Genomic DNA, 12062 nt, shown 5'->3' on the forward strand with positions numbered 1-12062 from the left:
CGCGGTACGGGCTCGGTAGTCGGGTCCGTCGCCGCACGTTCCTGACCGACTACACGTCCCCGGAGGACCTGCGTGGCCCCAACCGTGAGGAAGCGACTCCCAGCAGTGAGGACGCGACCGACATCCGCGAGGAAACACACGAGGCGAGGTCCGGTCACCCGGCAACTCGGCCGTGCGTTCGTCCTCGTCCTGCTCGGCCTCGTCGCGGCGATCGCCTTCGGCGGTCCCGCGGCGGCGCAGGAGCCCACGCCGCCGCCCCCGCCCTCGACCAGTGTGCAACCGGCGCCGCCCGCGAACGCGGTGCGGGTCAGCGGCAATCTCAACAACGCCGGCGAACGGCTCGCGGACGTCGAGGTGCGCGCCCTCGACTCGTCGGGCACCGAGGTCGCGAAGGCGACGTCGGAGTCGAACGGTCGCTGGGAACTCCAGGTCGCGCCCGGCACGTACACGTTCGAGATCGTCGCGGACTCCCTGCCCGACGACGTCAGCGTGCAGGGCACGGTGGAGCGTGAGGTGGTGGCCGGTCGCGCCAACACGGTGATCTTCTCGTTCGGCGAGGCTCGGACCGGTTCCGCGGTCCCGTTCTACGAGAAGCTGATTCGCCAGACCATCGACGGACTCCGGTTCGGACTCGTCATCGCCATCGCCGGTGTCGGGCTGAGCTTGATCTATGGCACCACCGGCCTGACGAACTTCGCGCACGGCGAACTCGTCACCCTCGGCGCGGTCGCGGCGTGGGTGATCAACGTGACGTTCGGCGTGCAGCTGATCCCGGCGACCGTCCTCGCCGTGTTCGTGGGGATCCTGATCGGCCTGCTGAACAACGCCGCGATCTGGAAACCGCTGCGCAAACGCAAGACCGGTCTGATCGCCCAGCTGGTGGTGTCGATCGGACTCGCGATCTCCCTGCGCTACCTGATCCTGATCTTCTTCTCCGATCGCGCGGAACCGTTCGTCGACTACCAGGCGCAGGTGGAGCGGCACTGGGGTCCGATCGCGATCACCGACGCCAACCTCGTGTGCATCGGCATCAGCCTCGTCGTCCTCGTCGGAGTGGCCCTGCTGCTGCAGAAGACGCGCATCGGCAAGGCCATGCGCGCCGTGTCCGACAACCGCGACCTGGCCGCGTCCTCCGGCATCGACGTCGAACGGGTGATCCGCTTCGTGTGGGGGCTCGGCGGCGGCCTGGCCGCACTCGGCGGCGTCCTGTTCGGCATCTCCGAACTCGGCGGCCGCGTCCAGTGGGAGATGGGTTTCAAACTTCTGCTGCTGATGTTCGCCGGCATCACGCTCGGCGGACTCGGCACCGCCTACGGCGCGCTGCTCGGCTGTGTGATCGTCGGTCTGCTCGTCCAGCTGTCGACGCTGGTGATCAACCCCGACCTCAAGTACATCGGAGGACTGCTCATCTTGATCGTCATCCTGGTGGTCCGGCCTCAGGGCATTCTCGGCAGCCGGCAAAGGATCGGGTGAGGGCATGGACATCACAGGAGCACTCCAGGTCTCGCTCGCCCAGCTGATCGGCCCGTCCGCGATCTTCTACGCGCTGCTGGCGATCGGCCTCAACCTGCACTTCGGCTACGCCGGGCTGCTGAACTTCGGCCAGATCGGTTTCGCACTCCTCGGTGGCTACGGCGTCGGGATCATGACCGTCACCTACCAGCAGCCGCTGTGGGTCGGCATCCTCGTCGGTCTCGCCGCCGCCGGGTTGCTCGCCGTCGTCCTCGGCATCCCGACGCTGCGATTGCGGGCCGACTACCTCGCCATCGTCACGATCGCCGCGTCCGAGATCCTGCGGCTGATCTTCCGCTCCACCGCTTCGGATTCCATCACCGGATCCACCAACGGCCTGTTCGGCTTCGCCGATCCGTTCACCACGCTCAGCCCGTTCGACTCGGGTAAGCAGTACAACTTCCTCGGCGTGAAGTTCTACGGCGACGACCTGTGGTCGATGGTCGTCGGCTGGACTCTCGTCCTGGTGCTGTGCGGGTTCGTCTACCTCCTCACGCACAGCCCGTGGGGCCGCGTCCTCAAGGCGGTGCGCGAAGACGAGGACGCCGCCCGCGCCCTCGGCAAGAACGTCTTCGTCTACAAGATGCAGGCGCTGGTCCTCGGCGGCATGATCGGCGGGCTCGGCGGCGTGTTCAACGCATTGCAGACCAAGTCGATCAACCCCGACTTCTACTCCACCGCCCAGACGTTCTTCGCGTTCGGCGCCCTCATCCTCGGCGGCGCGGCCACCGTCTTCGGACCGGTGGTCGGCGCGATGCTGTTCTGGTTCCTGCTGGCCATCCCGGACGCGTTGCTGCGACAGGCCATTTCCGGGCCGGAACCGCTGCTGCCGCTGACGGAACAGCAGGTCGGCGCGATGCGGTTCGTCCTGCTCGGCATCATGATCGCGGTGCTGATGATCTTCCGGCCGCAGGGCATACTGGGCAACAAGCGGGAGGTGCAGCTCAATGCCTGACCACAGACTGCCGGATCATCTGCAGACCGACACCGTGCTCACCGCCGAGGAACGGGCCTCGATCTTCACCGACGTCCCGCACTCCCCCGGCGCGGCCAAGCCCGACCCGATCCTCCTCGTCGACAACGTGTCCCGGACGTTCGGCGGGCTCAGGGCCGTCGACGTGGCGCATCTGGAGATCCAGCGCGGCTGCATCACCGGACTGATCGGTCCGAACGGCGCGGGCAAGACGACCCTGTTCAACCTGCTCACCGGTTTCGACCGGCCGGACAGCGGCACGTGGTCGATGGACGGCCAGTCCCTCGGCCGGATGTATCCGCACCAGGTGGCCCGCCGCGGCGTCGTCCGGACGTTCCAGCTCACCAAGGCGCTGTCGAAGCTGACGGTGCTCGACAACGTGCGGCTCGGCGCCACCGGGCAACGCGGCGAGCGGATCTTCAACACCCTGCTGCCGTGGACGTGGAAGGCGCAGGAACGCGCCGTCACCGAACGGGCCAACGAACTGCTCGCGCGGTTCAAACTCGACACCAAGTCCGACGACCTCGCGGGCTCGCTGTCCGGCGGTCAGCGCAAGCTGCTCGAGATGGCGCGGGCGCTGATGACCGAGCCGACCGTGGTGATGCTCGACGAGCCGATGGCCGGAGTGAACCCGGCGCTCACCCAGAGTTTGCTGGGCCACATCAAATCGCTTCGGGACGAGGGCATGACGGTCGTGTTCGTCGAACACGACATGGACGTCATCCGCGACATCAGCGACTGGGTGGTGGTGATGGCGCAGGGCAGTGTGATCGCCGAGTCCACCCCGGAACACCTCTCGTCGAACAGCGCGGTCGTCGACGCGTATCTCGGCAGCCACCACGATCAGGCACTCGAATTCGACGACGAGGGGAATCCGGTGGGCGCGACCGCCGTTCTGGCCGAGGCGCTCGAGAGCGCCGAGGCCGAAACCCTCGAGACCGGCGGCGACCTCTCCGAACCCGACATCACCGAGCTGAGGCGTGAGAACCCATGACCGAACCGACCCCAGCGGAATTCGCGGCCACACCCGAGGAACACGCCCGGCTCGCCGAGGGCGCCCTCGTCCGCGCGGACGGTGTGGTGGCCGGCTACATCCCCGGCGTCAACATCCTCCGCGAATGCAATTTCTTCCTGCGCGAGGGTGAGATCGTCGGCATCATCGGCCCGAACGGCGCCGGGAAGTCCACGCTCCTGAAGTCGTTGTTCGGGTTGATCCCGGTCCGTGAGGGCTCGGTGACCCTGCGCGGCGAGGACATCACGTCCAAACCCGCCCACGTGCTCGTGCAGATGGGCGTCGGCTACGTCCCGCAGACGCAGAACGTCTTTCCCTCGCTCACCATCGAGGAGAACCTCGAGATGGGGGTGTATCTGCGCCCCAAGCTGTTCGCGGAGAGGTTCGCATTCGTCGGCGATCTGTTCCCGCTGCTCGTCGAGCGGAAGAAGGTGAAAGCGGGGGCCCTGTCCGGCGGTGAGCGGCAGATGGTTGCGATGGGCCGGGCGCTGATGATGGATCCGTCCGTGCTGCTGCTCGACGAGCCGTCCGCCGGACTCTCCCCGATGTTCCAGGACGAGGTGTTCATCCGCTGCAAGCGGATCAACGCGGCGGGCGTCTCGGTGATCATGGTGGAACAGAACGCCCGCCGGTGTCTGCAGATCTGCGACCGCGGCTACGTCCTCGACCAGGGCCGCAACGCCTACACCGACTCTGGGCCCAACCTGATGCACGACCCGAAGGTGATCGAGTTGTACCTCGGCACGCTCGCGGGCAGCCAGGAGAAGAAGTAGTCCCGGCGGCTCCGGACACGACTGTGGGCCAGGTTTCCCTGGCCCACAGTCCGTTTCAGGCGAGTGTGATCACCCGCCGACGACGATGTACCCGTCCGTCGTCAGCTTGTTGTCGGCACCGAACTTCAGCTTGCCGTACGAACCGATGGACGGCTCGCCGGCGGCGGCGAAGTCGAGCTTGCCGGTGATGCCGTTGTAGTCGATGTCCGTACCGGCCTGCACGAGCGGCAGGCATTCCTGGTACGACGTGCACGGCGTGCCGCCCTCGGTCACGTTGTTGATGTTCGCGGCGATGTCGCGACCCGCCGTCGACTTCCCCGCTTCCGCCGCGAGCGCGGAAATGACTACGGCGTCGTAGGACTCACCGGCATAGTTGAAGTCGATCAACCCCGGGTTGATGGCCTTGAGGCGATCCTGGAAGGCCGGGCCGACGTCGGTGAGCGGTGTGGTGCCCTGCATGCCGTCGAGCAGCGGTGCGGCCACCGACTCGCCGAGCGCGTTACCCATGTTGCCGTCCACGCCGTACACCTTCATGCCGTCGGACGGGCCGATGCCGACCTCGTGCATCCGCGTGATGATCTTGGCCGACTCCTCGAATCCGACCACCGCGACGGCGTCCGGGGCGAAGTCCTTGACCTGATCGACCTCGGAGTTGAACGACTGCGCGTTGGGGTCGTAGATGATCTTCTGGATCTGGTCCTCGGGGATGCCCGCGTCGACGAGGTTCTTCTGGATGTTGTCGGCGAGCCCGGTGCCGTACGGGTCGTTGAGCGCCAGGATGGACACGCGCTGACCGCCGTCGTCCGAGATGAGTTGCGACACAGCCTGAGCCTGCAGCACGTCGGTGGGGGCGGTGCGGAAGTACTGCCCCTTGTCCGGGTAGCAGACGAACTGGTCGGACGTGTTGGCCGGGGAGAACATCACGACGCCGGCGCTGGACACCTTGTCGATGACCTTCAGCGACACCGACGACGAAGCCGCACCGATGATCACCTGCGTGCCCGCGGCCAGTTCCCGGTCCACGGTGGTGTTCGCCGTGTCGGTGGTGGTGTCGCCCGAGTCGCCGGGAATCAGCTGGACGGGCTGGCCGAGCACCCCACCTGCCGCGTTGACGTCGTTGACGCCGAGCTGGGTGCCCGCGACCATCGGCGGTCCGAGGAAGGAGAGGCTTCCCGTGTCGGGGAGCAGGGTACCGATCTTCAGCGGCGCCGTGGACGGGGCACCGGCCGCCGCCGCTTCTTCGGGGGTGCAGTCGGTGGAAACAGTGGTGGCCGAGGCAGAGCTGTCACTCCCGCTCGCGGAGTCGTCGCCACTGTCCGAACTACAACCTGCCAGTGCGAGGGATGCCGCGCCGAGAACCGCGGCCGCCCGCACGAGGGTCCGTTTAGCCATCCAAACTCTCCTTAGATCACCTGTGTACGGGCGCCACCCGAGTCGGCGTCCGCTGTGGGATCAGACGCTAGCGGTCCGGCGGCTTTCGCGATCCGTCCGGAAAGGCTCGTGACCTTACTGTGATCTGAATTCGACGAGTGTTTACGCGGACGTAGCGTGACGAGGGTCGGGCGGCGCCGGGACAACTCGGGCGAATGGCACTTTCGGCGCCTCGGAAGCGTCGGATGTACCGTTCGCCCGGGGAAGTCGTCCGGCGAAAATGCGTCGGCTGTCGCCGAACTCGTCCGTCAGCTCGACGGGGCTTCGCCGCCGAGGGTCTCGAGTACCACCTGCGCGACCGCCTTCATCGTCGACCGGCGGTCCATCGCGGCCCGCTGGATCCACTTGAACGCCTCGGGCTCGGTCAAGGACTGCTTGTCCATCAACACGCCCTTGGCCCGCTCGACGATCTTGCGGGTCTCCAGCCGCTCCGAAAGATCTGAGATCTCCCGCTCGAGCGCCGTCACCTCCTTGAACCGGCTGGCTGCCAACTCGACCGCCGGCACCAGGTCGGCCACGGAGAACGGCTTGACGAGATAGGCCATCGCGCCGGCGTCGCGAGCCCGCTCCACCAGCTCGCGCTGACTGAACGCTGTGAGAATGACCACGGGCGCAATACGTTTCGCCGCGATCTCCGAGGCCGCATCGATGCCGTCGCGGCGGGGCATCTTCACGTCCATGATCACCAGGTCGGGCTTCAGCTCCACCGCCAGGTCGACGGCGGCCTGCCCGTCCCCCGCCTCACCGACCACGTCGTAGCCCTCCTCCCGCAGCATCTCGACCAGATCGAGCCTGATCAGCGCCTCGTCCTCGGCCACCACGACCCGTCGCGCCTGCGACGGCACACCTTGCTGCTGGGGAGCGTTCATGGCCACCATTCTCCTCTGCTCGGACGACCCCGGCGCGGGGAGCGAACGTTAGAAGGGTACCGGTGGTTGACTCCCGGCAGCGATCTTCTACAGTGATACAGCGCAACACGCCCTCGTATCCCAATTGGCAGAGGAAACGGATTCAAAACCCGTCCAGTGTGAGTTCGAGTCTCACCGAGGGCACCGCCGGGATCATCCCCGCAATCGCAGGTCAGATGCATTCTCTGACCTGCGATTCGCGTCTCGTCTCCCCTACTGCGCCTGTGTCACCACTGGCCCGCGACCTGCCGGGTGGCGGCGTTGAGGCGGTTCCACAGGTTCACGCCGGCGATCGACAGCACGAGCGACGCGAGTTGCTCCTCGTCGTAGTGCCGGGCGGCCTCGTCCCACACCTCGTCCGGCACCGGGTCCGGACGATCGCTCAACCGGGTCATCGCCTCGGCCAGCGCGAGAGCCGCGCGTTCGGCGTCGCTGAAGAACGGCGCCTCCCGCCAGGCCGCCACCGCGAAGATCCGCTGATTGGTCTCCCCTTCCTTCTCCAGTTCACGCGCGTGCATGTCCACGCACACGCTGCAGCCGTTGATCTGACTCGACCGCAGGTGCACGAGGGCGTGGGTCACGGGCGGCACATTCGCCTTCGCGGTGGCCTTCCCCAGCGCGAGTAGGGACTTCATGGCGTCGGGAACGAGCATCGCGGGGTTGGTCATCCGGGCTTTCATGGTTGTCTGCCTCCAGGGATATTCGGGTGGTGGGATATTCGGGTGATGTGATGTCACCTCGGCCTGTTTTCGTTCGTCACTGTCATGACGGACCGCGACGAGGGAATGTGACAGATGGACGACAACGAATTTCTGGCGCACCGCTTCGAGGAGAACCGAACGCATCTGTCGGCTGTCGCCTACCGGATGCTCGGCTCGATCAGCGAAGCGGAGGACGCCGTGCAGGAGGGCTGGCTGCGGCTCAGCCGCACCGGGACGTCCGAGGTGCAGAACCTTCGCGGCTGGCTGACGACGGTCGTCGGCCGCGTCTGCCTCGACATACTCCGATCCCGCAAGGCACGGCGCGAGGATCCCCTGGAAGCCCACGTTCCGGACCCGATCGTGCGCGAGGTGGACGGGACCGATCCCGAGTACGAGGCGGTGCTGGGCGACTCCGTCGGTCTCGCGCTGCAGGTCGTTCTCGACACGCTGACGCCCGCCGAGCGGCTCGCGTTCGTGCTGCACGACATGTTCGCGCTGTCCTTCGACGAGATCGCCCCGATCGCCGACCGCACGCCCGCCGCGACCCGGCAACTCGCGAGCCGGGCGCGGCGGCGAGTCCAGGGGTCGGGGCCCACCCCGGACACCGACCCGAACCGGCAGCGTGAGGTGGTCGAGGCATTCATGACCGCCTCGCGGGGCGGCAGGTTCGACGACCTCCTCGCCCTGCTCGACCCGGACATCGTCCTGCGGGCCGACCGCGGCGCCGACGGATCCGACGTGGTGCGCGGAGCCCGCGCAGTCGGCGAGCAGGCCCTCACGTTCTCCCGCTTCGCTCCGTTCGGCCGGCTCGCCCTGGTGAACGGCGCGCCCGGGGTCGTGACGGCACCCGACGGAAAGACGTTCTCGGTCATGGCGTTCACCGTCGCGGGCGGGCGGATCGTGCGGATCGACATCCTGGCCGACCCGGTCCGTCTGCAGCGTCTGCGCATCTCCCCCGGCGACACCTGACGACCCCGCAGGTAGCGGCGGTTTTTTGTGCCCGATCCTGGGGATCTGCGCGGTCCTGCCAGTACCATGGTGGGACAGGTACGCCCTCGAGCACGGAGGTCACCCATGGAGCTCGGCACCGTCACTTTCACCTACGACGGGCGGGTAGCCCTTCGATTCCAGCAAGCGCTCTCGCACTCGCCGGAGAAGGTGTGGCGTGTTCTCACCGACCCGCAGTACCTGAAGGCCTGGTTTCCCGCCGACGTCGACTTCGACCTCACCCCGGGGGCCGACCTCGTCTTCCGGGTGACACCGGAGCAGGTGCGCCGATTCGGGCTGCCCGCAGATCAGACCACCACCGGAACGGTCATCTCGGTGCATCCCGCGCACATCCTCGAATACCTGTGGGACGCCGAGACGCTGCACTGGGAACTCGTTCCCGACGGCAGCGGCGGCTGCTGGCTGACGCTCACCCACACCGTAGAGGAAGAAGAATCCGCCTACGCACACGCCGCCGGCTGGCACGCGGGGCTCGAGGTCGTCGAAGCGCAACTGGACGGCCGCGAAGTCGACTGGTCACTGTGGGACCGGGCCGACGAACTCGCCTCGTCGTACCGCAAGACGTCCTGACCACAGCGACTGGGAGGAGTGCGTATCCCGGACAGCACCACCACACCGGCAGCGACCTTCGTCAAGGAGGTCACCGGCGAGGCGACGCGGCGATGGGGTGTGCACGGCACCGACCTCGGCTGTCCGGTGCGCCTGGCCGACGGCCGGGTCGCGTTCTTCTTCGGTGACACGTTCACGTCCCGCGGCCGGAGCGGCACAGGGTGGCGCAGTCCCGTCATGTTGCGCTCCACCACAACCGATCTCCGCGGCGGCATCGAATTCGACTCCGCGGCAGGTGGCCGGACGGCGAGGGAGATCCTCCCGAACGCGCACGACGTCCGCGAATCACCCGACCGGGAATCGGCGGGCACCGAGTTCACCGTCGTTCCCGCGGACGCCGTCACGATCGGCGACCGGACCTATCTGTCCGTCGTCAGCGTGCACTCGTGGGCGGCACAGGCATGGCCGACGAACTTCACGTATCTCGCCTGGTCCGACGACGGCGGCGAGCACTGGCACCGGACCCGCGCACGCTGGGACAACCACGGCGGGTCGCTCGACCAACTGTGGACCATGGAACGGCACGACGGCTACGTCTACGTCGTCTCCAGCGCATTCGACCGCATCAATCCGGGCGGGATGATCCTGCGCCGGGTCCCCGAGGCGCGCATCCTCGAACCCGGGGCCTACGAAGACTGGGGCTGGGACCGCGGCACGGGCTGGGCCTGGGGACAGCCCGCGACCCCGATCCTGCCGGGCCCCGTCGGGGAGATGTGCCTGCGGCAGATCGACGGCACCTGGGTCCTGGCCTACTTCGACCCCACGGCGTACGCGATTGTCACCCGCACGGCGCGCCGCATCGACGGACCGTGGTCGGAACCGACGGTGCAGGTCGCCGGCGGCGGCTGGGGAGCCGCGGACGGCACGTGGGCGCAGATCTACGGCGGCTACATCCACCCGGCGTCCACGCGGGACGAACTGCATCTGCTTGTGTCGCAATGGAACACGACCACCGGGGATCCCTACCGCGTGCTGCAGTTCACCACCCCGCTGGACCCGCCCGTCACCCCACGAGCTCCGACTCCGACCACCGCCCTTCCCCTTCGAGTTCCACACCGCGGGAATGGAATTGGTTGAGGGTGCTGCGGTGCCCCACGCTCACCACGATGCTGTCGGGGAGTTCGGTCCGGAGCAGGGTGTAGAGCGTGTGCTCGAGGCCCTCGTCGATCGCCGACGTGGCCTCGTCGAGGAAGATCACTGCGGGACGGGCGATCAGCACCCGCGCGAACGCGAGACGCTGCTGCTCGCCCGGTGACAGGATCCGCGTCCAATCGGCGGTCTCGTCGAGCCGATCGCCCAGGTTGCCGAGCGACACCCTCGACAGCGCACCACGCACGACGTCGTCGGACGCCGTCGGCTCCTTCGGGTAGGCCAGTGCGGTGCGCAGCGACCCCAGCGGCAGATACGGCCGCTGGGACAGGAAGATGGCCTCCCCCGAGGGCCGCGACACTGTGCCGTCGGCGTACGGCCACAGGTCCGCGAGGGTCCGGAGCAACGTGGTCTTGCCCGAGCCGGACGGCCCCTTGACCAGCAGCGACTGCCCGGGGGTCACGGTGAGCGCGAGGCCCTCGATGAGGGTCTCCCCCGTCGGGATGCGCACGTCCAGCTTCTCGACCTGCAGATCGTCGCCCGACTTGCCGGTCTTCAGGACCGGAAGTTCCGCGGCGTGCTGGTTGTCGTTGGCCAGACCGTTGAGTCGGATGAGGGTCGCGCGAAAGCTGGCGAAGTCGGCATACGACTCACGGAAGAAGGACAGCGAATCGTGGACCTGACCGAAGGCCTGCGACGTCTGCATCACGTCGCCGAGGGATACCTGGCCGGTGAACAGTCGCGGACCCTGCACGAGGAACGGGAAGATCACGGCCGTCTGGTTGACGGTGAGGTTCCAGCCGCTGAACTTCAACGTCCGGAAGACGATCTGCCACATGTTCCGGATGACGTCCGCGAACCGCCGGGCGAGGGTGCGGCGCTCGACGTTCTCGCCGCGGTAGAACGCGATGCTCTCGCCGTACTCCCGCACCCGGATCAGCGCGTAACGGAAGTTGGCGCCGAGTTTCTCGTTGAGGAAGTTCAGCTTGATGAGGGGCTTGCCGATCCAGAACGCCACCACCGTGGTCACCAGCACGTAGATGTAGACGAGGAAGATCATCGCCCGGGAGATCTCGACGCCGAACACCGTCATCGGTCCGGACAGGTCCCACAGGATTCCGGTGAACGACACGATCGACAGCACCGCGGTCACCGCGCCCATCGACAGCGAGCGGGACGTGGTCACGAAGTTGGTGATGTCGGCCTGGATGCGCTGATCCGGGTTGTCGATCGCGTCGCCGAGGAACCGGTCGCGGTAGTAGGCGCGGCTGTCGAGCCAATCGTCGACGAGATGGTGGTTGAGCCAGGTCCGCCAGTCGATGTCGAGGGTCTGCCCGATCAGGTATTCGACGAGGGCCCGCACCACGTGGACCGTCGCCAGGATGGCGAACACGCGGAGGAAGTGCCAGAACGCCGACTCGTCCAGGTTCTGGATCGAATCGTAGAAGTCGTTGTACCAGTAGGAGAACAGCACCGTCATGCGCACCGCGAAGACCGTCGAGAGCAGCAGCACCGCCAGGATGGTCAACGGCTTGAGGCTGCGCCGCGGATTGAAGTACGGCGCGGCGAAGCGCCAGAACTGCCTACCCCATTTGGTGAAACGCGCGAGCAGTATCACCACGACGACGAACGCTACGACAGTCATGACGTAGGCCTTGAGCAGCCACATCGAGCTGTCCCATACGACGTTGTTCCAGTCCACGACCCATATCCCCGATCACGAGGTGAAACTCACCAGAAAAGATGGCGAAGTCTAACCCCGGACGTCGGTGATGGGCGAGAGATCCGCGCAGTGTCTACGAGCCCTTCTCCGGTTCAGGCTCTTTCAGGTTGCCGTCGTCGTCGACGTAATCGTCGAAGGCGGTCCCCGACACCGTGCCGTCGGAGCCGGGCAGGACGACCGTCTCGCGGGCACCGGGCTCGTAGCGGGCGTCGATCTCCTCCACCTTCTTCCTGGCTTCGGCGAGCGCCTCGTCGTCGGGCACGGGAACTTCGCTCTCGGCCGGCCGGCCGGTCTTCTTCTGCTCGGGTTCGTCTGCGCTCATG

At 67.0% G+C, this 12062-nt stretch carries 12 protein-coding genes and 1 tRNA gene; 8 read left to right on the plus strand and 5 right to left on the minus strand.

Annotated elements, in window-relative coordinates:
* Positions 1–105 precede the first annotated feature (105 nt).
* The 4 genes from ROP_RS03470 to ROP_RS03485 are packed head-to-tail and all read left to right on the plus strand — an operon-like array spanning position 106 to position 4270.
* Positions 106–1473, plus strand: coding sequence for a branched-chain amino acid ABC transporter permease (locus ROP_RS03470; RefSeq protein WP_043824164.1), 1368 nt, complete (start codon positions 106–108; stop codon positions 1471–1473).
* Between the two features lie 4 nt (positions 1474–1477).
* The gene (locus ROP_RS03475) at positions 1478–2467 is read left to right on the plus strand and encodes a branched-chain amino acid ABC transporter permease (RefSeq protein ID WP_012687967.1); all 990 of its coding nucleotides are present in this window, start codon (positions 1478–1480) and stop codon (positions 2465–2467) included.
* A complete protein-coding gene (locus tag ROP_RS03480) occupies positions 2460–3479 on the plus strand; it encodes an ABC transporter ATP-binding protein (RefSeq protein WP_012687968.1) in 1020 nt (339 codons plus the stop codon). The genes ROP_RS03475 and ROP_RS03480 overlap by 8 nt, the downstream gene beginning before the upstream one ends.
* A complete protein-coding gene (locus ROP_RS03485; RefSeq protein WP_012687969.1) occupies positions 3476–4270 on the plus strand; it encodes an ABC transporter ATP-binding protein in 795 nt (264 codons plus the stop codon). The genes ROP_RS03480 and ROP_RS03485 overlap by 4 nt, the downstream gene beginning before the upstream one ends.
* Before the next feature lie 69 nt (positions 4271–4339).
* Here ROP_RS03485 and ROP_RS03490 read toward each other — a convergent pair whose 3' ends face one another.
* Together ROP_RS03490 and ROP_RS03495 are read right to left on the minus strand one after the other, a co-directional pair.
* Complete coding sequence (locus tag ROP_RS03490) at positions 4340–5662, minus strand: ABC transporter substrate-binding protein (protein WP_012687970.1); 1323 nt, start codon at positions 5660–5662, stop codon at positions 4340–4342.
* A gap of 287 nt (positions 5663–5949) precedes the next feature.
* Entirely contained in the window at positions 5950–6579 is a 630-nt protein-coding gene (locus ROP_RS03495) for an ANTAR domain-containing response regulator (RefSeq protein ID WP_012687971.1), read from the minus strand.
* A gap of 100 nt (positions 6580–6679) precedes the next feature.
* Between ROP_RS03495 and ROP_RS03500 the strand changes: the two genes are divergently transcribed.
* Positions 6680–6753, plus strand: a tRNA-Leu gene (locus ROP_RS03500).
* A gap of 83 nt (positions 6754–6836) precedes the next feature.
* Here the strand turns inward: ROP_RS03500 and ROP_RS03505 are convergent.
* The gene (locus tag ROP_RS03505) at positions 6837–7289 is read right to left on the minus strand and encodes a carboxymuconolactone decarboxylase family protein (RefSeq protein ID WP_012687972.1); all 453 of its coding nucleotides are present in this window, start codon (positions 7287–7289) and stop codon (positions 6837–6839) included.
* Positions 7290–7403: 114 nt separating this feature from the next.
* Between ROP_RS03505 and ROP_RS03510 the strand changes: the two genes are divergently transcribed.
* The 3 genes from ROP_RS03510 to ROP_RS03520 all read left to right on the plus strand — a co-directional run bounded on the left by ROP_RS03510 (position 7404) and on the right by ROP_RS03520 (position 10004).
* The gene (locus tag ROP_RS03510; protein ID WP_012687973.1) at positions 7404–8279 is read left to right on the plus strand and encodes a sigma-70 family RNA polymerase sigma factor; all 876 of its coding nucleotides are present in this window, start codon (positions 7404–7406) and stop codon (positions 8277–8279) included.
* A gap of 105 nt (positions 8280–8384) precedes the next feature.
* Positions 8385–8888: an SRPBCC family protein gene (locus ROP_RS03515; protein WP_012687974.1), complete on the plus strand. Its 504-nt coding sequence runs from the start codon at positions 8385–8387 to the stop codon at positions 8886–8888.
* Between the two features lie 18 nt (positions 8889–8906).
* Positions 8907–10004: a DUF4185 domain-containing protein gene (locus tag ROP_RS03520; RefSeq protein ID WP_012687975.1), complete on the plus strand. Its 1098-nt coding sequence runs from the start codon at positions 8907–8909 to the stop codon at positions 10002–10004.
* Here the strand turns inward: ROP_RS03520 and ROP_RS03525 are convergent.
* Both ROP_RS03525 and ROP_RS03530 read right to left on the minus strand, forming a co-directional pair.
* The gene (locus ROP_RS03525; RefSeq protein WP_012687976.1) at positions 9931–11718 is read right to left on the minus strand and encodes an ABC transporter ATP-binding protein/permease; all 1788 of its coding nucleotides are present in this window, start codon (positions 11716–11718) and stop codon (positions 9931–9933) included. The genes ROP_RS03520 and ROP_RS03525 overlap by 74 nt on opposite strands.
* 94 nt (positions 11719–11812) lie before the next feature.
* Positions 11813–12061 carry a hypothetical protein gene (locus ROP_RS03530; protein WP_043824167.1) on the minus strand — a complete coding sequence of 83 codons (249 nt, stop codon included), beginning with the start codon at positions 12059–12061 and terminating at the stop codon, positions 11813–11815.
* Position 12062: the final 1 nt, after the last annotated feature.

The sequence above is a fragment of the Rhodococcus opacus B4 genome, from assembly GCF_000010805.1.
In the GTDB taxonomy this organism is placed as follows: Bacteria; Actinomycetota; Actinomycetes; order Mycobacteriales; family Mycobacteriaceae; genus Rhodococcus_F; species Rhodococcus_F opacus_C.